The sequence below is a fragment of the Xanthomonas sp. F14 genome, from assembly GCF_014199865.1.
Window position 1 is genome coordinate 1,657,154 of record NZ_JACHOM010000001.1, and the last position, 21,930, is coordinate 1,679,083.

Here is a 21,930-nt window from a genome sequence, read left to right on the forward strand (position 1 = left end):
CCAGGGCTCCGTAGAATCTGCTTCAGCCCAGAAGTCAGAAAGTGTCTGTACACAAGCCCGCTCCTGCTTCGTCTTCGCTAAATAGTTTCGTCGCAGGGACTTCATGCACTACGCCATCGACAATATGTAGAGTGCGGCGCGCATAACGTGCGCAGTCGCGGTCATGAGTTACCATGACTATGGCGGTGCCGTCGGCATTTATTTGTTTCACTATCTCCATCACAGTTTTGGCGGACTCCGTGTCCAGGTTTCCAGTAAGCTCGTCTAAGAGAATTAACTCGGGTTCGCCGGCAATGGCACGCGCAATAGCGGCTCGCTGCTGCTGTCCACCGGATAGCTGACTTGGCATATGCATCAACCTGCCCTGTAAGCCAAACCTAGCCAAGGCGACCTCGGCGCGCTCGCGACTATGCTCGAGTCGGCGATAGAGCATCGGCAACTCAACGTTTTCGATTATGCTAAGTGTGGGAATCAGGTTGAAGCTTTGAAACACGAATCCAATGCTCTCACTGCGGATTTGGCTCAGCACCCTATCGGAACATTTGGCTATGTCCTGGCCCAAGATCTTGAATCGGCCAGATGTTGGCGGCTCAAGTAGGCCGAGGATGCTCAGGAGCGTCGTCTTGCCAGATCCTGATGGCCCCATTATCGCCACAAACTCACCTTCGGCGATATCTAAGTCGACGGGCTGCAGCGCCCACGTGAGCACCGACTCGGTTTGGTAGACCTTTTTGACGCCTCGCAGGCTAAATATGTTTGACGTCATGTGATTTGATGCCCCAGTTCTGCCACCGCAAGACTGTCCAGATTTTTTTGCGTACCAAGCGTCTCTGCAAGTTGCACGCGGACCGACCTGACCCCATCTTCGCCTACAATCAGGTGCTGCGTGGCAAAACCTAGGGCGAGGTGTGGTCGGTGAGTAATTAAAATAGTTGTGCAGCCCAACTTCGCGATATTTGAAAGCACCAGTTTCTCGCTGCTTTCATCAAGGAAGCAGGTGGCCTCATCCAAAAAGAGAATATACGGCCTACGATAGATCGCGCGCGCTAGTGTGATTCGCTGCCTCTGACCCACCGAAAGTGGACAGATGGAAGCGCCCACCTTGGTGTTGAGTCCCATCGGCAGTTCGCTCAGAACGAGCTTTAGATCAACAGCTTCAATACTAGCATCAAGCCGTTCTTGGTCAAGGCTCTCCGCGCCCAGTATGTTTTCGATAATTGTGCCAAGGAATAGCTTGTCATCCTGCATGACAAGATCAACGTATCGCTTTAGCGCTTGCAGAGTCGTGGAATTCACTGGGTGCCCAGCTAGCCACAGCTGCCCACCTGTCGCCTGATAGAACCCACTGAGACACTTGGCCAAGGTTGACTTCCCCGCTCCGTTCTGACCAGTTATTACTACGAAGTCGCCGCTAGCGATATCGAGTGTTACCGACTTCAGTACGGGCTCATCGTGGATTGAATAGGAGAATCTCAGGTCTGTGCAAGTAATCGTGCCTGTAGGGGCTGCAATATCCGCGCTAAAGTGATCCGCTTCCGGCTTTGTTCGAAGAACATCCTCTAATTTTCGTAGCCGCTGGGTCACGCGCTCAACGTCTGCCAGACGATCTACCGTATAAAGGGCTCTGCTAAGTCCGAGTGTTCCTACAAGAAGGATGAGAATGAGATTAAACTGCCCACCAGCTAGTTGAAGCGCTGCAATGGGAACGATTGCAACGGCCAATAAGATTCGCACGCCCTTCAAGATACTGTCCTGAGTCGCGATCGGCTCCTGGGCGGTGCGCACGCGCGAGCTTGCTTTTCTCCAGTCCGCGAGTCGTTTCTGTTCAAGTCCGTGGGCCTTCGTTGAGAGAACGGTCGCCAAAGTCTCAACCATGAGCCCACTTTCATCAGCTCTCGCCTTGCTGAGTCTAGCTTCAAGAGTGCGTGAGCGACTAGATAGGCCAAACCTAAGTATTGCATATATCACTACAGCGCTGGCAACGAGGATGCAGCAGGCTGGTGAGGCCACAGCGAGTAGGCTGAGTGCCAAGGTGGCAAGCACGCCGTCCACGATTGCGAGAGGAAACGACCCGCAAAGCAACTGATCGAGATCCTCAACCGCGCGATAACGCTCAACAAGATGCCCATGTTGTCGTACTTCAAAGAAGTTGACCGGCAGTGCAAGATGCTTGGTGACGATGTCATCGGCGAGGCCTGCGCCCAGTGCGATACCCATGCGTCGGACGGCTTGGTCGCGCATAAATGTTAGTAATGACGCAAAGATCGCCAACAGGATAATGGCCACCGGCACTCTCACAGAAGTGACCTCCAGCCAATCCAGAACTGTCTTGTGCAGCAAGAATGGGATGCCAAGCGCGAGCGATTCGGCAACTAGGCCTAGCGCCAATCCCACCGCGACCAGACGAAAGAGTTCTGATCTGACGCTAGCGGCCAAGTGCCGAACGACGCTAAAAGGCGTATAACGCCCCTGCCCACTAGAGAATGTCTGGTCCAAATCGAACTCTACAGCGACGCCAGAGTAGCTCTCGGTTAGTTCTTCAAGAGATAGGGATAAAGCGCCAATTGCAGGATCGTGGATACGAAAAACCTTTCCTCGAACGGCCTTAAGAACGACCAGATGTTCCATGTCCCAGTGCAGCATCACTGGCAAGCGCAGGTCTTTCAACTGAGCAGCCGAACACCGATACGCCCTGCCATTCATGCCAATTGATTTCGCAACCTGCAAAAGACTGCGTAGTGTGAGCCCTTTCAATGACACACGATACTTCTCACGGAGCTGAAAGACATCGATCGGCATTCCAAAGAAGCGCGCGATCATGGCCAGGCAAACGAGACCGCACTCTGCAGTTTCGCTTTGATATAGAACAGGGAGCCGATGCATGGTTCTCACGCTGATTCGAGTTCAAAGACCGTCGTGCGCAGAGGCAAATACAGGTCCTGGCCAATCTCCGTCAGATATTCCAGCCTTGAATCGAGCTCTGACCCAAGCTGATGCGCACTGGTTTTGGCGTGCTCAATCTCCTGATCAAGCACGCTGCCGTGCATGTCACCGGTGCGCGTTCGAAGGAGCATAAGCGCCGCGTAGATATTGGCGAACGCATGATAGCCTAATAGAACTCGGTCGAGCGGGCGGTGCGTGTTCTTCAGGATCGAATAGGCAGTTGGCGCATTGGCGACGGTGACAGGCCCCACCCACTGACCTAGGTGGAAATACTGGTGAGAGCACTCGTGCACGAGTTGCGCTAGTAGCCGAGGCAGCGTGCTCGGAGCCGTAATCTGGATGTTTCCCGGAAAAATTGATGATGAACGGCTCTGTGTTTTTCGCGGATCGGTAGGGTGGAGGAGCGTTATCTCCTTGATGGGCAGTAAGACCCACAGGAGGTACTCCGGAACCGAGTCCCTTAGGGTCGTCAACACGCCGTCTACGGCTTCAATGCTGCCGGCGCGGTCCTCTGTGAGGGGCCACATTGTCTCAAGAGGCTCCTTGTATTGGAGCCACTCTCCTTGCGAGTGCACCAGCGCATAGGACCCAAGCAACTCCACCATATCGCCTGACGACATTAGATAATGGCCATGGTCAGTTCGCCTAAAAACGAAATCGCCGCTTTCCTTCGACCTAACAATCACACTGTCCGGGCTTGCTTTGATCCTGTAACGACAAGGCGGCAGCGCCCTCCCACCGAGCATTAAGGGCTGGTTCCCGCTTGGGAGTTCCGCATCGAACTCGGAAATGAGTCCGGCGGCGTGAGAAATTATGGCCATCTGAATGTCCGCCCATATCGGCTCAGCCTGCCACGAGAGTCGGACGAAGCCAACCGGCGGCAACCACCCCTTACCCATTAATGGACGGCGATCTATACCCTTGGATATTCTCGCGCCCCCTTCCTCTTCGAGCTTATCCAGCAAGGCATAGAACAATTTGTCGGCCACGTAGCCGTAGAGCGACATGTAATCACCGACCATGGGGTTTGATAGCTCCTTCAGCATGGAAGTGCTTCCTTGCGTTGCTTGAGGACATTAACCATAAATTCGGCGCTGGTTAGGGGGACTGACTCGAGACGATTAGCCAGTTTATCGAGAGAAACAATGGACTTCTGAACAAGAAACCGGGCCGTTTCTTCATGAATCATCTGCAACACATCACATAGAACCGATTCGTTTTCGAACGGCGCGGCCTTGGAATATCTGTTGTAGAGGGCGCCCGATCTGCATGATTTGAACCAAGCACACGTGCTGCATTTCGCAGGAACATGATCAATTGCTCTCGTCAACCGCCCGAATAATTCACTAGTGACCAAGTCCCTGAGATTATGATCAAAGATGTTGAGGTGCGTTTCGGCAAACTCACTATCAAGTGCAATTATATTGTCGTCTACGAGGAGACTCCCATCACTAGCGACTGTGGCGATGAAATGCTGGGTAGCATGACGCTTTGAGTTGCGTTCAATACCAGCATCCGAATACATGGCAAGGATGACATCGGTCAGCCCGCGAATGAAATACGGGGTTGGAAACACATACTTGTCGAGCCAGGTAGCCACCAAAGGCCGAATGCGCTCTACTGACTTGCCCCACGACACCGCGCTGGGCTCGTCATACCCCCCTCGTGGATAATTAAGACTTGGGCTAGTAGCCCCAATTTCACCGATTAGAAAATCCAAGAGACGGCTCAGATCTTCATTCGCATCGACAACGGCAAGGATGCCGGAACGAGAAACTCGGCCCGCCTTCCGTGCGCTCTCCACCAGACGCAACCCCGCTAGCGCTTTGTCGTAACTCCCTCGACCTTGGTGATCAGGACGATTACGATCGTGAGCTTCTCGTTCGCCGTCGATGCTGATGCCGGCCTTTACATCAAATCGCTCGAAGATATCAATCCACTCCTCGTCGATCAGCGTCCCATTGGTCTGAACCGCAAACGTTATCGACCTCTTTTCAGCTTCAACGATCCGTAACGTTTCGCATATCTCAACAAACCGCTTTTTCTTGAGGAGTAGCGGCTCGCCTCCGTGAAATACGACGTTAATCCTAGATAGATTCAAGGCGTCGTAAGAACGTCGAAGAAACCCGGGAAGTGCGGCTACGACCTCGTTTCGTATGGTTGGGGGACGCTTTGTAGCATCGTACTCATGATTGAAGTAATAACAGTAAGGACACGCTAAATTGCACCGTTCAGTGATCTTAAGGACGATATCGAAAGACAGAGCATTTTCTTCCATGGCGTTTACCTAAGAGGCGGTCCGCTAATCCAGTTGATAAGGACTCGTCGCACACCCGATTGAACAGGGTTTGCGCGATGGTGTCGGTGCGAAGGAAATACGACGGCAGATCCGGCCAGCCTTCCATTGGAGGACGAAACCGATATGCCAGGGAACATCTCGAACTCCCCACCGGTGTAATCATTGGGGTCCGACAGTTCGATCGAGATGCTGATCTTCCGGCGCGATGCATAGCCCGGCCCAGAGTCCGCGTGCCACTGCTGAAAATGATCACCAGCCCTATACTCGCAAAGCTTCAACTCTTCGGTCGTCTCGCGGACGTCCAGCCCCCAGTGTTTGGCTGCCGCAAAGAAGACCTTGTCGATCCTGTCGTAGATCCACTGACTTGAGTCACTACGGGGCCAAAAGGCCGTAAGCACTTTGCGTCGCTCAGCGACTACCAAGAAACCTTCTCGCTCCAACGTTTGTCCAGGCACCATTTCGAAATCATTGAATAGTTGATTGAGCTCAACGAGTTCGTAGGGCAAAAATACGTTGGGGATTAGGAGATAAGGCACATGCAGCCTACTCTCGAGCACATTCCAGTCATCTGACATGACGCCCTCAACTGATTTGGGGACGGAAAGGTTTTGAAGCAGCTTAGGGACGTCTTCGCATGGCCCGAGCCGTTTGGCGCGCGGGTGGCCCAGCCCCGGAGCATGGCTTGCCAAAACTTGACTTGCCAAAAAGCCCGGAGATATCGGTATGTGCGAATGATCCCTTGCAGGAAAATCCAACTCTCAACGCGCGACTAACGCGGCGCATGTGAGTACGGCCAGCTCCGACCAAAAGCGTAGGGCCTAGTCTCTGAAAAATGAGCGGTAGCGTGTTAGCGGGTCGAGGATGTCGAACACCGATGCGCTCGCATACGGAAAACGAAGCGTAATCCATCATCTCTACTTATTCCTTTAGTAGCGATTTGCCATCTTGGCTTCAGCTAAGAGCCGTTGAAGCAGCGGCTGATTATGTGCTTGACAACTGACTCCGCCAAGCCCTACCTCCCCTGCAGTAGAGCTGCAATGCGGCAATAAGTCAAGGCTCTGATCTGTTGAGTCGTGACATCTCGATTGATGAGCCGCGCGACTGTTTTGCGCCGGTGAAGTCGATGATGTGAGCACACGAACTCAAACAGTTGACGGTTCTAACGCCAAACTCATCTGCCGGCTAGCGCGAGGATGGCGCGGCCTGCCAGCGGCATGGCGCTGGACTAAGAGCACCTAAGGAACCTCTGAACAACGCACCGTAGATAAGCGCCCCCCATGTTGAGAAGTGATCTATGCAACTGACGTTTCCGTGACGCTGATTGCCTGGGCAAGCGCAAGCAGACCCGCCAGGAGAATTCCTGGCCGAGATCGATCAAGTCGTTCCGTGGCAGCAATTGCTTGAACTGGTCGAACCGCACTATCCGGTGTCAGGGCGGCCAGGTCGGCAGCCGTACGCACTGGCGACAATGTTGCGGATTCACTTGCTGCAGCAGTGGCTACGCGTTGAGCGATCCGGCAACGTAAGAAGAGTTGCATGAAATCCCGACCTAGCTGCGTTTTGCCCAGCTCGGTGGTTTGGACAACGTTCCTGCCGATACAACGATTCTCAACTTTCGCCGCCTATTGGAAACCCATGGCCTTGCTGCGCAGATGCCGGAAGCGGTCAAAGCGCATTTGGCGCGCAAGGGTCAGAGCCTGCGGTCCGGTACGATTGTCGATGCGACGCTGATCACTGCAACCAGTTCGACCAGGAACGCCGACCATGCGCGCGCCCCTGAGATGCATCAGCCCAAGAAAGGAAACCAATGGTATTTCGGGATGAAGGCGCACATCGGCGTGGATGAGTTTTCAGGGTTGGTGCACCACGTCCATTGCACGGACGCCAATGCTGCCCATGTCACGGTGACGCACAAGCTGTTGCACAGTAACGAAGACAGCGTGTTCGGCGACAGCGGCTACACCGGAACAGACAAACGCGAAGAACTGCGGACCTGCGAGGCAGCATTTTTCATTGCCGCCAAGCCCGCGCGACTTCAGGCCGTCAGCAACAAACGCGGGCGTGCCCGGGAAGAACGTTGGGAACACTTCAACTTCGGTTTGCGCGCGAAGGTGCGGCATTCGTTCGGCGTGATCAAGCGCCAGTTTGGCTACACCAAGGTCCGCTATCGCGACTTGGCCAAAAAAAAGCCGCGCAAGTGCTGACGTTGTTTGCGCTCTCAAATCTGTGGATGGTGCGCCGGCAGCTACTGCCGGCCAGGGTAATGCCGCCCTGCGGCAGGATAAGCCAGCAAAAGGCGCATGGATTACAACGCAGACGCCAACAGTGCACGCCGCCTCGGCGGTGCTCATTGAATCTACAAGATGCTGGTTAGTTGTTCAGACCGTCCCTAGTAGCGGTACCCACCTCCATCAAACCGGTAGGTTTTTGTGCCTGTTCGCAGGCGCAAACCTATGCGATGCCTGCGTCGGGAGGCGGATAAAACAACACTCCCTAGGGAGAAATACGCCCGCCGGCTATGAGCGATTTCTAACCTCCCGACATCTCGTCGCCATCGGGCGGCGATGCCTGTTCTTCGGAGGAGGCGTTGTCATGGCAGATGTATCGATAGTGCAGATTGGTGGGCGTCGTCGCTCCATGGTGCTTGCAGAGGTGAGGCCATGTGCCGGGCGCAGTCTCTAACCGCCAAGCGGCCCAAATCGAATTCCAAGCAGCGCAGCTGCCGCCAAGCAAACAGTCTTGCCGGTGAAAGACCCGCAGCCCATGCGGCTGGTGCCCTCGCCCACGTTAGATGTGGACAACCCGGATTTCGACCGTCGCCCCAGGCACCCCTTAGACGATCTGTCACCGCGTCTGCCCCGCAAGGCACGCACGCCGACAAGCTGCACGGTGGGCTATGCGTTCTACAATGCAGAGCCGGGCCGGTCACACAGCCAGCGGATTCCCAGCGTGCGTTGGCGCACATGGCGGCGGTGCTGCCGGAACTGGGCCGACTGAGCGTCGAGGCCATCGCCAAGCTGGTCGGAGTGGCACCACTGGCGCGCGACAGCGGCGCGATGCGCGGGGTGCGGCGCATCTGGGGCGGGCGGGCCGGCATCCGCCAGGTGCTGTACATGGCCACCCTAGTGGCAGTGTGCTTCAATCCGCCGCTGCGCGATTTTTATCAACGGCTGCGTCACAAGGGCAAGGCCCCCCAAGGTGGCTCTGGTGGCGGCCATGCGCAAGTTGCTGGTCATCCTCAACGCCAAGATGCGAGATCAACTGGCTGCTACCGCCGCCAGTTGATCAAGACAGTTGCTCTCCCGTGGGAAGAGGGGCTTGATGTTGCATGTCTGAGTTATTACGTATAGCTGCGGGCGCGGTTTCTTCGCTCTGTGGTGCCATGCGCTCTCCAGAGGTCGCGCGAGGGCGTGTCATTCCTTCGAGACACCCTCGCTACAGCACTCACGCCGACTCCAGCACCCAGCACCCGAACGCTGGCCCTGCCGAATAGCCGGTCTCCGGCTCGATGCGGATTTGCAAGGTGGCGCGGCCTGCCACTGCTGCAGGCAAGGCGTAATCCACATCGACGAAGTTCAGGCCGCGGTTGCCGTCCAGGCGTTCGTTGGCGATGAGCTCGCCGTCGGCGAGGATGCGGAAGCGGCGGCGGGTTTCGTCGCCCCAGTAGCGCAGGCGCAGGATCCTGGCCTGGGTGGTGTTGCGCAGGGTGAAGGCGATGAAGCCGCCGGTGCGGGCGTCGCGGCCGGCACGGCGGCGGTAGCTCAGTGCGTAGGAGCTTTCGCTGTGCAGGCCGTGGGCTTTTTCAGAGGCTTCATCGCCCAGGGCAATGCGGTCCAGTGCGCGCGTGTCCAATGCCTGTTGTTTCGCGTCTGCTGCGGCCTGCTCGGCTTGATGCTGCTGCCATGCAGCGGCGTCGCGATGCTCCAGGTAGGGCGCGCTGCGGCGATCGAACTGCGCGTAGAACGGCGAGAAGCGCCAGTGCTGGCTGCCGTCGCTGTAGTCGAACGCGGTCTGGCCCACCACCGGCTGCAGGCGCTGCAAGACCTCATCGCCGCCGATCAACGCCGGGGTCTTGCCCGACCAGGGTTTTGCCGCAGCACCCAGGTCGGCCGCCAGCACCAGCGGCCCGCGCAGCACCGAGACCCAGGCCGGGTCGTCCGGCGTGGCTTCCAGGCGCAGCGGCATCTCGAACGACAGCGTGAGCGTGTCGCCGGCGCGCCAGACGCGGGCGATGCGCAGGTAGCCCTCGTTGACTGTGGCATCGACCGGCTGGCCGTTAAGCTGCAGCCTCGGCGACTGCGCCCAACCAGGCACGCGCAGTGCGAGCGTGCGTTGCTCGGCCGGCGCGGCGTCGATGCGTAGCGAGGCGCTGCCCTGCTCCGGCATCGTGCTGTGCAGGGTCATGTCCAGCCCGGCAGCATCGCGCACGCTGGAGGGCACATACAGATTGACGTAAACGCCCTGCCCGTCGTGCCAGTAGATGGAATCGCCGAACTGGGCATGTGCCTCCATGCCGCTGCCGACGCAGCACCAGAAATCGTCGAACGGCGACGACCAGGCGCGCGCTTCGCCGGCCAGCATCGGTGTCATGTAGGTGAACATGCCGGTGCGCGGATGCTGCTGCGCCAACACGTGGTTGAGCAGCGTGCGCTCGTAGTAATCGAAGAACTCGGCCTGCGGGCCCCATTGGTACAGGTGCCGGGTGAGCTTGAGCATGTTGTAGCTGGCGCAGTGCTCGCAGGTCTGCTCGGTGACAAACTTCGAGATGCTGTCCGGCTGCTGGAAATACTCGCGGTCACCGTTGCCGCCGATCACGTAGGTGTGGTGGTCGGTGACGGTGTGCCAGAAGAAGCGCGCGGCCGCGCCCGACGCGGCATCGCCAGTGACTTCGTACTCGCGTGCCAGGCCGATCAGCTTGGGGATGTTGGTATTGGAATGCTGGTGCACCAGCTCGTCGCGTTGGGCGATAAGCGGATCCAGCACGGCGTGATGGTGCAGGCGCTGCGCCAGTGCCAGCCATTGCGCATCGCCGGTCCGCACATGCAGCTCGACGAAGGATTCGTTGAGGCCACCGAATTCGCACGACAGCACCTTCTGCAGCTGCGCGTCGTCGAGTGCGGCGAAGATGCCTTGCAGATAGCCGGCCAGGCTTACCGCCACCTGCAGCGCCTGCGCGTTGTCGCAATGCGCATGCACGTCGAGCAGGCCGGCAAACAACTTGTGCCAGGTGTAGAGCGGTGCCCAGCTGCCGTTGAGGTAGAACGGCGCCGGGTCGATCTTGCCGCGCCTGAGTTCATCGAACACCACGCGCCCGCTTTCGATCTTCCCTACGGCGTTCTTGCGGGTGAATCCGGCGACGTAGCCATCGCCTGCATGCGCCTGGCAGCGTGCCAGCGCTGCGACCAGGTACCCGGCGCGCGTGCGGCATTGCGCATCGCCGGTCTGCGCATGCATCAGTGCCAATGCGCTGAGATAGTGACCGAGCGTATGCCCGGCGATGGTGTCCGCCTCCCAGCCGCCGTATGCAGGCGCCTTGGGATCGAGGCCGGCGTACAGTACGAAGTTGTGCAACAGCCGGTCCGGCTCCAGCCGCATCAGGTAACGACGGTTGGTGTGCAGCGCGTCCAGGAACAACGACGGCGTGAGCCGCACCTGCGCCAGCGGCACGGCGCGCACGCTGCCGGGTCGTGCGGCACTGGCCTGGGCCGGAAAGCGCAGCAAACCCGCCGCAACCGCCAGGCTGCTCCAGGCCAGAAAGCGCCGCCGCGACAGGCTCGGCGCCTGGTCGTTGGGCAACTCGCTCGAATACGTCTCGGTCATGGGCTCAGCTTAGCTCCTGTCGGCGCGCACAGACCGCGCGCGCCATTGCAACAACCGCCTGCGCAGTCGCACCAACACGCGCGTGCATACGCATGACGCCCGCGACCGATGGCATCTGGCCGCACGCCAGCGCGATACAGCGGCCCGATCAGAACTTCACCGTGGCACGCGCCCAGTAGAACCGACCCAGCAGATCGTAGGTGGCCACATCGGTATTGGCGTTACCGACGTTGTTGGAGTAATACAACGGCGGCTGTTTGTTGGCGATATTGTCCACGCCCACTTCGAAGCGCGTGTGCCACGGTTCGACGTTGTAGCCCAGCTGCAGGTTGTTGTAGACGTAGGCGCCGATCTTGCGCACCACCATCGGCTCGCTGGAATCGGCGGACAGGCTCTGGTCCGGATCCGAATTGCCGATGGCGGTGTGCCCCACATAACGGATGCGCCAGGTGGCGCTCCAGTCGTCCAATGCCCAGTTCACCGTGCCCAGCGCACGCCAGCGCGGGAAATTGCCGTAGGCCTGGGTGTAGCGGCCGACGTTGTGGATGGTGACCGAGCTGGGGTCGGTGGTATCGGGCAGCACGTCGTAACGGGTGAGATAGGTGCCGTTGAGCCCGGCGCTGAGATTGCCCCATGCGGTGGGCGGCGCGCGGTAGGTCAGGTTGAAGTCCATGCCCTTGGCCCACAGCTTGCCCAGGTTGACGGTGGGTTCGGCGATGTAATTGATGGTGCCGTTGCCGTTGCGATGGATCAACGCGCAGAAGGAGCTGGCCGGGTTGGCGAAGCATTGATTGAGCACGGTCTGCGCCGACACCGTGGTGATGGTGTCTTCCAGATCGATGCGCCACCAGTCCGCGCTCAGCGACAGCCCATCGATCCACTGCGGGTCGTACACTAGTCCCACGTCGTAGGACTTGCCGGTTTCCGGCTTGAGCTGGTACCCGGCCACTGCTGCGCCGGACACCTTGCCCGACACCTGGCCATCGGATTGCTGGTAGCTGCCATCGGTGGGCACATTGGCGCAGGCCACGCCATTGCCACCGGTGTAGCCATTGCATGGGTCGTTGACGGTGGCCGCATCGCCGGCCACGCCGGCGTACAGCTCGTTGATGTTGGGCGCGCGGAACACCTCCGACACCGTGCCGCGGATCAGCAGGTTCTCGATCGGGCGATATTCCAGCGAGATCTTGCTGTTGGTCTTGCTGCCGACCGAGCTGAAGTCGGAAAAGCGCGTGCCCAGCGTGATGTTCAAGGCGTTGATGCCGGGCAGGTCCTTCAGCAGCGGAAACAGCGCTTCGGCATAGGCCTCCTTGACGTCGAAACTGCCGGCCAACGTGGACGAACAGAATTCGATCACTCCGCACAGGCCGTCTTCATCGCCGGTCCATAGCGGGTCGGAGGCAGTGGTCGAACGCTCCTTGCGATAGGAGACGCCGGTCGCCAGGCTGACCGTGCCGGCCGGCAGTTCGAACAGCGAGCCATTGGCATTGGCCTCGAATTGCTTGACCGTATAGACGCTGGTCACGATGGGGTTGACCACCATGCCCTGCAGCGCGGACAGGTTGGCGCTGTCGTTGAGGTTGAAGAAGTTCAGCGGTGTGCAGCCGGCGATCGCCGCGCCCGCGCTGCCGCACTTGACCACGCCATCGCTGTCCAGGAACGAGGGGCCGATGGCCTGATTGAACGCGGCATAGTCCAGAAAGCCGTTGTTGATCGACTTCTGTTTGACCTTGCCGTAGTTGAAGGTGGCATCCCACTGCCAGGAACTGTCGCCGAAGCGGCCGCGCAAGCCGGGGCTGATCTGGAAGTTGTAGGTGTTGTATTGATAGCTGCGATTGCCCAGCACGGTGGCGCGCGTATTGAGGTCGTTGTACGAGGTGCCGGTGCTGCGATCGGTGCCGAAGTTCACCCCGAACGGGTTGTAGTAGCTCTGCGACGACACCAGGATGTTGTCGCCGTTGGCGAAGATCGGAATCGGCGCAATGATCGAGGCGGATTCAGTTTTACTGAACCAGGTATTGACGTAGCCCTCGACGTTGTCGGTGAAGCGATAGGTGCCCAGCAAAAACGCATTGGTGCGCTTCTGCGGGGTCTGCAACAGGTTGAACGGCTGGTAGTTGTAGGAGTCGGCGCTGGCGTTGTAACAGTGGAAATCGCCCGCGCCGGCGCGACCGCTCACGCCGCTATTGAGGGTGACACGCCCGCAGCCGTTGGCCTGCGCAAGCTGCGTGGACTGATCCGAGCCATCGTTGAAATTCACGGTGCCGGTGGGCGTTGCGGACGAACCCTGCTTCACCGGTTGCCCGTTGGTCAACGCAAGCGCGTCCTTGGAATAGTCGCGCGCCGCTGCCGAGACCGGATCGATGTTATGGTACGACAGGCCGCCGATCAGGCTGCCACGCTCCCAGGTCTTGCCGGTGGTCAGGGTGAAGTTGCGCCGGTTGCCGTCGCCTTCGCTACTGGTGCCGAAGTCGCTGCTGAACTGCACACCGTCGAACTGGCTGCGCAGGATGAAATTGACCACGCCGCCGATGGCGTCGGAGCCATACACCGCAGAGGCGCCGTCGCTGAGCACTTCGATGCGCTCGATCATGCTGGACGGAATGGCGTTGACGTCGTTGTAGGCCAGACGAATACCGTTGACCAGCACCAAGGTGCGCTTGTCGCCCAGACCACGCAGCGAAATGGCCGACGCGCCGGTGCCGCCGCCGTTGTTGGTATACGGATTGGTGGCGTTGCCGGCGATCGACGGCAGCTCCTGCAGCAGATCGCCCACCGTGGCCTTGCCGGTCGCGGCGATCTGTTCCTGGCTGACCGTGACCACCGGGTTGGCGGTTTCGGTATCCACGCGGCGCAGACGCGAGCCGGTGACGACCACGCTGTCCAGCGTTTGCGGCGCATCACTACTGCCGCCGGCCTGCTGCGCAGACACCGGTGCGCTGACGCCTGCAGACAGCGCCAGCAGCAATGCGGCGCTGAGCATGCTCGGCGCCGGGCGCGTGGACGTGCCGGAGGTCCGGGAGAAAGGCAACAGCGGCATCGGCATGCAAGGCTCCTGATTCGTATGGCAGACAAACGATGGGCAACACACACCCGTGCCGGCAGACGCCAGCGCAGGGCAAGATGGATGGCAGACGCGCACGCAGCGAAACTTCTCGCCAGCGCTGTGCTGCAGACATGCAGACAACCTGCGACGCGCACGACCACACAGGGTCACGCAGCAGCGCGTGTTGTCAAAAAGGGTGTCGGTTCCGCACCGGAGCCGCCCATGCGCTCCAGTTTCATCAGCTGGTCACAATGTGCCTGTGCGCACGCGCCACGTCTTGTCGCATTTGACGACAGCGCATGCGGAAAACTGCATGGTTCGCAAATGAACCAGCCTGCCTTGACGTTGCACTCTGCAGCAACGTCTGCAGCTGGACACCACGCCTAAGGCGATGGACGGGACATCCGAGGCGATGTATCGCCTGCAACCATGTGCGATGACAGTCGATCTAGAAATCGAGCACTGCGCATGCATGCAGCAGCGCGGCGACGGCAATCAGCATGCACTGCCCTGCCCGCCCTGTTTCAGCGACCGTGGTCTAGGCACTGCAGTCGAACGGTCGGCCGGCAGACCGGCCTCACGGATCACGGCGCCTGCGTCGTCGCAGCCTGGTCGTGGTTCCAGTCCGGCGTTGGCGCTTGCTGCATCCAGCGCAGGAAGAAATCCAGCAGGCGGCGCTTGCCGTAGTCGCCACCGGCGCCGTGATCGCCGCCGGGCACCACCAGCAGGTCGAAATCCTTGCCCGCCTTGATCAGCCGATCGGCCACCTGCAAGGTGCTGGCCGGATCGACATTCATGTCCATGTCGCCAGTGACCAGCAGCAGATGCCCTTGCAGGCGCGCGGCGTTTTCCACGTTCGACGATTCGGCATACCACGGCCCGACCGGCCAGCCCATCCATTGCTCGTTCCACCAGATCTTGTCCATGCGGTTGTCGTGGCAACCGGAATTGGCCACGCCTGCCACATAGAATTCCGGATGGAACAGCAGCGCACCCAAGGCGTTCTGGCCACCGGCCGAGGTGCCGTATACACCGACGCCGCCGTCGATGGCGTACCACGGGTACTGTGCGGCAGCGGCCTTGTGCCAGGCGATGCGATCCGGCAGGCCCGCATCCTTGAGGTTGCGCCAGGCCACATCGTGGAAGGCGCGCGAGCGATTGTTGGTGCCCATGCCGTCGATCTGCGCGACCGCAAATCCCAGCGCAGTCAGCGCTGATGTGCGGGTGGTGAACGTCTTGGGCACGAAGGACCCTTGCGGCCCGGCGTAGATGTATTCGATCACGCGGTAACGCTGCTGTGGCCGCATTTGCGTGGGGCGCTGGATCACGCCCCAGATCTCGGTCTTGCCGTCGCGGCCGGTGGTGTGGAACGGCAACGGTGGCTGCCAGCCGGCAGCCTGCAGACGGCTCAGGTCGGTGCGCTCCACCGTGCGTGCCAGGCTGCCGTCGGCACTGCGCCGCAGCTCCAGCACCGGGCCCAGGTCCACGCGCGAGTACAGGTCCAGATACCATTTGCCGTCCGGCGAATAACTCACCTGGTGATCGGCGGCTGCCGGCGTCAATGCAGTGAGCCCGGTGCCGTCCAGACCGATGCGATAGGCATGGCGGTAATACGGGTCCTCGCCGGGCTGCATGCCGGAGGCGGTGAAATACAGCTGGCCTGCGGCCTCGTCGAGGTAGTCGAGCTTGCGCACCACCCAGTCGCCCTGCGTGACCTGGCGGATCACCGCACCGCTGTGGCCGTCGTACAGATAGACGTGCTCCCAGCCATCGCGCTCGGAGGCCCACAGGATCTGCGCGCCGTCGGCCAGATCACGCCGCGCATGCTTGCCGCCGTCCTCGTGCGTTCCGCTGAGTTCGGAGTATTCGATGAAGGTGGGCGAGGTCTCTTCGATCAGGGTGCGCGCGTCAGCCGTGCGTGCGTCCACTTCGATGACCCGATACAGCTGGTGCCCGCGCGCGTTGTATTCGAAGGTGAGCCCGCGGCTGTCCTTCCACCAGACCATCTCGCTCAAGCTGAAGGCATTGGGCAGCAGCGTCATCGCCACCGGATGCGCGGCGCGCGTGGCGATGTCGAACAATACCGGCTGCATCACCGGCAAGGCATCGCCGGGCTTGGGATAGACCTGCTGGTGCAACTTCGGCTGCAGCTGATCGGCCGGCGCCGATTCGATGTAATAGACCATGCGTGGCGGCGGTGCCTTGACCCGATACGCAGCCAGATGCTGCGAGTCCGGCGACCACACCACGCTGTCGAGTGCGTAGTAATCGTCGGCACTGCCATCGCGGCTGAGCACGCTGCGCTCGCCACCATCGACCGGCGCGATCACCAGATTGGCCTGCTCCACCCAGGCGCGCCAGCGGCCATCCGGCGATAGCTTGGCCTGCCGCTCGCCCTGCTTGAGCGGCAGGCGCATGTCCATCGACTCGGCCTGCACGTCGCGTTCGGGCACATGCGCGCAGCGATAGCGGGCCAGATCGCACTGCCAGCCCAGCTTCGCCAGCTGGAAGCCCAGGCGCTGCCGGTCCAGGGTGAGTTCCTCCAGCTGCAGTTGCGTGGCGTCGATGGCTTGCGCACCGGCCTGGGTCAGGGCCGCCGCCAGCCGCGCATGATCGAAGGCCAGCGTGTTGCGGCCGCTGTCCGCATCCACCAGGCGGTACTCGATGGCCGGCGCCTGATCGGCACGTGCCACGCCACGCCGATACAGGAAATGCCCTGCATCGATCCATACCGGCGCCGTCGGTTGCCTGTCGACCAGCGACGCATAGTGATCGGCCAGATCAATCGCCTGCGCATACTGCGCAGGTGTGGGCGTGGGCAGGGGCGTGGTTGCCACAGATGCAGCTGATGCAGCCGCTGCGCTTGCCGAGAGCGTCCAGAGTGCGATGCTCAGGCAGCATGCTGCGACGCTACGCTGCCTGGAGGTCTGGGTGTGATGCAGCAGTGGCTTCATGCGTTTATCCGCGGAGATGGTGTGGTCATGGCTGGCACGGTCATCGCGCCAATGGGCCATCACCCGTACCAGGCCTGCACCTTCACCGCCGCTGTGCTGCCGGGCAATGCCACACGATCGGCATGCGGGCCCTGCGCACGTGCCGGTTTGCCGTCGACGAGCACGCGGATGAGCGTTGTGCCCTTGGGCACCCGCAAGCTCAGCCAGGTGTGCCTGGGTGACCGTTCCGGCAGTTGCACCTCGGCATCGATGCGGCGTGCCGCCACGTCGGCGCGCAAGGTCAGCGTGAGCTTGCCCCAGCGTGTGGGCGCTGCGGTGATGCCGATCGCGGCGCCACTGCCCAGCCATGCGCGCGGCAGCGCACGCGCAAGGAACAACTGCTCGCCTGCGCTGTCGTCGCTGACCAGCATCCAGCGCAGCAGCAACGGGATGGTCATCTGCGCGGGGATGCAGAACAGCGGCATGCCACCGGTGATGCCGCTGACCTCGCCGGCGGTCCAGCTGCCGCGGGTATGCACCTGGTAGCGGTGCGCATAGACGAACAACAGATACTCTTCGATGCGGTCCAGCCGCAGCAGCTGTTGCGCATAGCCGTAGGAAATGAAGCCGAGCAGATCGCGGCTGCCCGGCTCCGGCGGCGCGATGTTGGCCACCACGCCGATGCTGGTGCCGCCATGGCCGCGCAGGCAATCGATCACCAGGTTGGCCAGGTCGTCGGGCAGCACATCGGCCTGCAGCAATTCCGCATACGCGCGGTGCGGCCATTGCTGCTCGCTGGGCTTTTCCTGCAGCAGCGATTGGCGAAACGTGAGTTTGGTGCCCGGCAACGGGCCGATATACGGCGGCGACAGCTCGCGGCGCACGTTGGCACGCAGACTGGCTTCCAGCCGTGTGCGCAACTGCCTGGCGCGACGCTGCCATTGCGTGGCCAGACCGGCATCGCCACCGAGCGTGCTCCAGACCTGGGCGATGTCTTCCCAGCCGCGTATCGTCAGCGCGCTGTTGGCGTAATACGGTTTCCACCACAGCGACGGGTCGGGGAACAGGCAGGCATCGGATTCGTTCCAGCCGTGCAGCAGGCCATGGCCATGCGCGTTGCGCGGTAATGCCAGCGCCTGGTCGTGCAGCTCGCACAGCAGCTGCGCGGTGGCGGCGATCTTGGGCAGCAGGCGGCGCAGCCGGGCCGCATCGCCGGTGTAGCGCAGATAGCGCGCCAGCAGCGACAGGGTCAGCCCGAACTGCGCGACTTCCGGCCCGCGCATGTTCGGCAGGCCATCGTCCTGCACGAAGTCGTCGAAGTAGTTGTCCAGTACCGCAGCGGCCTGCGCGAAGCGGCCCCATTCCAGGTTGGCGTAGAACGAGCTGGTGAAAGTGTCCTGGAAGCCGTCGTACTCGTTGCCGTAGTAGTCGCGCTCCACCGCACCGTACTTCGGATAATCGCCACCGGGCCGCACCACCAGCTCGCGCGCGAACGCGAACTGCGCCATGTCGTTCCAGCTGGCATCGGGCAGCTGCGCCTGCACCGTGCCGTCCAGGGCCTGCTGCCAATACGCGGCGAAGTCGATCAACGCCGCGTAGAACTGCTCAGCCGTGGCCGGCTTGCGCGACGGTGCAAACGCGGGATAGCTGTGGGTGTAATGCACGCCGACGATCTCGCCGCCGCGCACCTGCATCGTGCGATGCCAGGTCTGCACCACGAAGCGATCGCTGGCACGCACATCGGCGAACACCAGCACGTCGTACCAACTATCGACCTCGCCTTCGCGCCGCATCACCTTGCGCACCGCCGGCATCCAGCCACCCAGCAGGCCTTCCTCGCGCCGTTTGATCAACGCCTCTTCGCCCAGCTCGGCGAAGGCGTGTTCCGGCCGCGAGGTGCGGCTGCGGCCGTTGGGCAGGATCGGCATGGTGTCCAGGCCTTCGCGCGTGCCGACGAAGGTGGTCCACGGCCAGCGCCCGCCATTGTCCTTGGGGTCGAGCAGCGAGGCCGGCGGCGGCGCGACATCGCGCACCTGCGCCTCGTCCGGGTCGCCATCGCGCAGCAGGCGGTCGGCGAGCATATCCGCCTCGGCCATCGCCACCTCGGCCAGCGACATCCCGAAGTACGGCTTGCCCTCGGCCGGGTAGGCCGGCTCGGTGCGTTTGTCCAGGCGCAGCATGCCGCTGTCGGTCCACAGCGTCAGCTGGCCCTGCGGGTTGTCGAGATGTTCGTAGACGGTCCACTGCTGCTGCAGGTGTTCAAAACTGCACAGCTTGCTGCCCACATGCGCGGCCGATGGCAGCGCCTCAAGACGCGGCAGCGCCGGTGGCGGCAACGTCGCCGGGGTGTGCGACGTGCCCGGCAGCGCGAGCGCGGCACCCGCGCCCACCGCCGCGGTTGCCGCCATGCCCTGACGCAAAAAGCTTCTGCGGTCCATCGTCGCGCCCTCAGTTGATCTCATCCACATCCTGCGCGACAGCGCGGCTTGCGTCTTGTGGCAGCTGTCTGGCACGTATGCGGAAATCCGCACACAAGCAGCTGTTGCTGCGCTGCCATCGCAGCAACGGCGCAGCGCCCAGTTGCCGCCCCCTGCCATTTAGCCACGTGACTTTCTGGCCACGCCGGTACCTGCGGTGGCAGCCACACTGGCTGCACAGACGCAGGCGACATCGTCGCCAGAGCGCCACGCAACCCAAGCCCACCCACAAGGACCGCCATGCAGCCATCCCTACCGCGCATCGCGCACAGTGCCCGCGCCGCAGCGCGGTTTTTCGATGCCGGCAGCGCGTCTGCCAGGCGGTTGCAACGTCCGGCGCATTGCTGGCTGTGGCTGGCCTTGATCGCGCCCTGCATCGCGCAGGCGCAGGTGGACCTGTCGCAGCTGGATGCCGAGATGGCCGCGCCACGCACCCAGGTGCTGGTGCTCGGCAGCGTGCATCTGTCGCAGTTGCCCAAGGGCAGCGATATCGGTGCAGCACAGCTGCAACCGTTGATGGACCGGCTGGCCGCGTACGCGCCGACCATCATCACCACAGAGGACCTGTCGGGCGAAACCTGCGACCTGATGCGGCGCCATCCTGCCGTCTATCTGCCCGAGGACACCACGACCTATTGCCCCGACACCAGCGAGGCGGCGCGTGCCACCGGGCTGGACGTTCCCACCGCTCTCGGCCAGGTCCGTGCAGCGCTCCGCAGCTTGCCCAGTGCGCCCACACCGGCACAGCGTCGGCACCTGGCTGCGCTGTTTCTGGCCTCGGGCGAGCCACCATCTGCGCTGGTGCAATGGCTGCAGCTTGCGCCAGCCGAACAGCGCAGCGGCGATGGCTTGGATGCGGCGCTGGTGGCGCGACTGCGCAGCATGGAACAGCGCCCCAACGAGAGTTACCAGATCGCCGCACGGTTGGCGGCACGCCTTGGCCTGCAGCGCGTCCATCCGGCCGACGATCACACCGGCGACAACGTGGACGTGGCCGACCCGGCGGCGTACGGCAAGGCGATCCAGGCCGCCTGGGACAAGGCCGCGCCGCGGGCGCGCGCCATGCGTGAGCGCGAGGACCAGCTGGCAAGTCAAGGCAAGTTGCTGGAGCTCTATCGCGCGATCAACCTGCCGGCCAGCCAGCAGCTGGCCATCGCGGTGGATTTTCGCGCCGCACTGAGCGAGGGCTCGCCGCAGCGCTACGGCTATCGCTATGTATCCGGCTGGGAGATCCGCAACCTGCGCATGGTGTCCAATGTACGCGCCAGCTTTGCCGACCAACCCGGTGCGAAGGTTCTGGCAGTGGTCGGTGCCATGCACAAGCCCTGGTTCGACAACTGGTTGGGACAGCTGCAGGGCGTGGATATCGTGGATGCGGCGCAGGTGCTGGGCAGTGACGGGCCGTGAGTACAACGCCGTCAGCATGACGCTCCAGGCCAAACGCGAGTCAGTCGAAGGCGCGGTGCCCTCGCCGCTCGCCGGACACGCCCGTGAACCCGCCCGTGGGGGCTCGGTGGCGGCATTGATGCCGCCGCACGGTCCCGCAATCGGCGAGAACACCGCATCAGAGAGTTAGTCGGTGATTCGGCAAAAAATCTGCTTGTTGCTCGGGCTGCATTGGAAGGCTGATCGGAGGCGACGCTATCCAAGCAACACACGTCATGGTTTGCTCGCGACCTTGCAAACCGACCATCTCGACTGGTCCTTGCCCGCCTACCGTCGCGGGACCTTACGCGGCATGGATGCCGCGTAAGAGCCTACACGGACGTACTTGCGGCGTGTCCCGCGACGGTGGGCGGGCAAGGACCCGGCAGCCAGGTAACAGATCAGCCGCTCTACGCTGCGGGCTGCCCGCACCCGCAGAAAAGACAACCATAGTTATCGATACCAACATAAGCAGCAGCCATCAATCCCCGACTCAGACACGCAGAACGTGCACCTGCCCGTCGTGTCACCAGGTGGGACTAGCGCGCCGGCCATGTACCCCAAGCACCAGATCGACAACCGGCCTCCGTCCAATCCAGGCTCTCAGGTCAGCACATCCAGCAAGCTACCCAGCATTTCGTCGGAGCGCCGCAGCGCAGTGGCGTTGGCCTGGAAGTCGTTGCGTGCCGAGAGGCCTTCGACCAGATCGGTGGCCGGTGCCGATGGATCGGCGTTGGCGTCGACCACGCTGGCTGCCACTCCACCATTGAGCTGCGTGCTGGCTGCAACGGCCTGACGTGGACTGCCGTCCACCGGCTGACGCGCCACATTGCTGGCGGCCACCTGCTGGCGCAGTGCGGCGACCTGCATTCCGGAACTGGCGATACTGCTGATGCTCATGATGGCTCCGGTGCAGAAACTGAGAAATAATCAATGACGTTTGTTTACCAACCAATCAACACAATCGTTGCCGGCAGTCGCGCCGCG

The 21,930-nt window shown here is 61.5% G+C and carries 11 protein-coding genes and 3 pseudogenes; 4 read left to right on the plus strand and 10 right to left on the minus strand.

Annotated elements, in window-relative coordinates; translation table 11 throughout:
- Positions 1 to 34: 34 nt before the first annotated feature.
- The 5 genes from GGR73_RS07135 to GGR73_RS07155 are packed head-to-tail and all read right to left on the minus strand — an operon-like array spanning position 35 to position 5,817.
- Positions 35 to 766: an ABC transporter ATP-binding protein gene (locus GGR73_RS07135; RefSeq protein WP_184456207.1), complete on the minus strand. Its 732-nt coding sequence runs from the start codon at positions 764 to 766 to the stop codon at positions 35 to 37.
- Positions 763 to 2,883: a peptidase domain-containing ABC transporter gene (locus tag GGR73_RS07140; protein WP_267477612.1), complete on the minus strand. Its 2,121-nt coding sequence runs from the start codon at positions 2,881 to 2,883 to the stop codon at positions 763 to 765. The genes GGR73_RS07135 and GGR73_RS07140 overlap by 4 nt, the downstream gene beginning before the upstream one ends.
- 5 nt (positions 2,884 to 2,888) lie before the next feature.
- Entirely contained in the window at positions 2,889 to 3,989 is a 1,101-nt protein-coding gene (locus GGR73_RS07145; protein WP_184456211.1) for an aKG-HExxH-type peptide beta-hydroxylase, read from the minus strand.
- Positions 3,983 to 5,221 carry a radical SAM protein gene (locus GGR73_RS07150; RefSeq protein WP_184456213.1) on the minus strand — a complete coding sequence of 413 codons (1,239 nt, stop codon included), beginning with the start codon at positions 5,219 to 5,221 and terminating at the stop codon, positions 3,983 to 3,985. Before GGR73_RS07150 ends, GGR73_RS07145 begins: the two co-directional genes overlap by 7 nt.
- A gap of 5 nt (positions 5,222 to 5,226) precedes the next feature.
- The gene (locus GGR73_RS07155; protein ID WP_184456214.1) at positions 5,227 to 5,817 is read right to left on the minus strand and encodes a 2OG-Fe(II) oxygenase; all 591 of its coding nucleotides are present in this window, start codon (positions 5,815 to 5,817) and stop codon (positions 5,227 to 5,229) included.
- Between the two features lie 719 nt (positions 5,818 to 6,536).
- Here GGR73_RS07155 and GGR73_RS07160 point away from each other — a divergent pair.
- The 3 pseudogenes from GGR73_RS07160 to GGR73_RS07165 all read left to right on the plus strand — a co-directional run.
- A pseudogene (locus GGR73_RS07160) lies at positions 6,537 to 7,499 on the plus strand (IS5 family transposase); the annotation flags it as partial.
- Positions 7,500 to 7,902: 403 nt separating this feature from the next.
- Positions 7,903 to 8,203, plus strand: a pseudogene (locus GGR73_RS20290) (SymE family type I addiction module toxin); the annotation flags it as partial.
- Positions 8,200 to 8,527: pseudogene (locus tag GGR73_RS07165) on the plus strand (transposase); the annotation flags it as partial. The pseudogenes GGR73_RS20290 and GGR73_RS07165, both read left to right, overlap by 4 nt.
- 159 nt (positions 8,528 to 8,686) lie before the next feature.
- Here the strand turns inward: GGR73_RS07165 and GGR73_RS07170 are convergent.
- The 4 genes from GGR73_RS07170 to GGR73_RS07185 form a co-directional block, all read right to left on the minus strand.
- Complete coding sequence (locus tag GGR73_RS07170; RefSeq protein ID WP_184456218.1) at positions 8,687 to 11,062, minus strand: glycoside hydrolase family 127 protein; 2,376 nt, start codon at positions 11,060 to 11,062, stop codon at positions 8,687 to 8,689.
- Between the two features lie 148 nt (positions 11,063 to 11,210).
- Positions 11,211 to 14,108, minus strand: coding sequence for a TonB-dependent receptor domain-containing protein (locus tag GGR73_RS07175; RefSeq protein ID WP_184456221.1), 2,898 nt, complete (start codon positions 14,106 to 14,108; stop codon positions 11,211 to 11,213).
- Positions 14,109 to 14,692: 584 nt separating this feature from the next.
- A complete protein-coding gene (locus GGR73_RS07180) occupies positions 14,693 to 17,062 on the minus strand; it encodes a S9 family peptidase (protein WP_184456223.1) in 2,370 nt (789 codons plus the stop codon).
- 59 nt (positions 17,063 to 17,121) lie between these two features.
- Positions 17,122 to 19,479 carry a glucosidase family protein gene (locus GGR73_RS07185; RefSeq protein ID WP_184456225.1) on the minus strand — a complete coding sequence of 786 codons (2,358 nt, stop codon included), beginning with the start codon at positions 19,477 to 19,479 and terminating at the stop codon, positions 17,122 to 17,124.
- 279 nt (positions 19,480 to 19,758) lie between these two features.
- Here GGR73_RS07185 and GGR73_RS07190 point away from each other — a divergent pair, with 279 nt between their 5' ends.
- Complete coding sequence (locus tag GGR73_RS07190; protein ID WP_435012167.1) at positions 19,759 to 20,925, plus strand: DUF5694 domain-containing protein; 1,167 nt, start codon at positions 19,759 to 19,761, stop codon at positions 20,923 to 20,925.
- A 621-nt stretch (positions 20,926 to 21,546) separates the two neighbouring features.
- Here GGR73_RS07190 and GGR73_RS07195 read toward each other — a convergent pair.
- Entirely contained in the window at positions 21,547 to 21,843 is a 297-nt protein-coding gene (locus GGR73_RS07195) for a flagellar basal body rod protein FlgC (RefSeq protein WP_184456227.1), read from the minus strand.
- Positions 21,844 to 21,930 lie beyond the last annotated feature (87 nt).

What these genes read in the sequence shown, in the direction of transcription:
- GGR73_RS07135 (WP_184456207.1), bottom strand. Translation starts at nt 766, where the DNA reads ATGACGTCAAACATATTTAGCCTGCGAGGCGTCAAAAAGGTCTACCAA.
- GGR73_RS07140 (WP_267477612.1), bottom strand. Translation starts at nt 2,883, where the DNA reads ATGCATCGGCTCCCTGTTCTATATCAAAGCGAAACTGCAGAGTGCGGT.
- GGR73_RS07145 (WP_184456211.1), bottom strand. Translation starts at nt 3,989, where the DNA reads ATGCTGAAGGAGCTATCAAACCCCATGGTCGGTGATTACATGTCGCTC.
- GGR73_RS07150 (WP_184456213.1), bottom strand. Translation starts at nt 5,221, where the DNA reads ATGGAAGAAAATGCTCTGTCTTTCGATATCGTCCTTAAGATCACTGAA.
- GGR73_RS07155 (WP_184456214.1), bottom strand. Translation starts at nt 5,817, where the DNA reads ATGTCAGATGACTGGAATGTGCTCGAGAGTAGGCTGCATGTGCCTTAT.
- GGR73_RS07170 (WP_184456218.1), bottom strand. Translation starts at nt 11,062, where the DNA reads ATGACCGAGACGTATTCGAGCGAGTTGCCCAACGACCAGGCGCCGAGC.
- GGR73_RS07175 (WP_184456221.1), bottom strand. Translation starts at nt 14,108, where the DNA reads ATGCCGATGCCGCTGTTGCCTTTCTCCCGGACCTCCGGCACGTCCACG.
- GGR73_RS07180 (WP_184456223.1), bottom strand. Translation starts at nt 17,062, where the DNA reads ATGAAGCCACTGCTGCATCACACCCAGACCTCCAGGCAGCGTAGCGTC.
- GGR73_RS07185 (WP_184456225.1), bottom strand. Translation starts at nt 19,479, where the DNA reads ATGGACCGCAGAAGCTTTTTGCGTCAGGGCATGGCGGCAACCGCGGCG.
- GGR73_RS07190 (WP_435012167.1), top strand. Translation starts at nt 19,759, where the DNA reads ATGCAGCCATCCCTACCGCGCATCGCGCACAGTGCCCGCGCCGCAGCG.
- GGR73_RS07195 (WP_184456227.1), bottom strand. Translation starts at nt 21,843, where the DNA reads ATGAGCATCAGCAGTATCGCCAGTTCCGGAATGCAGGTCGCCGCACTG.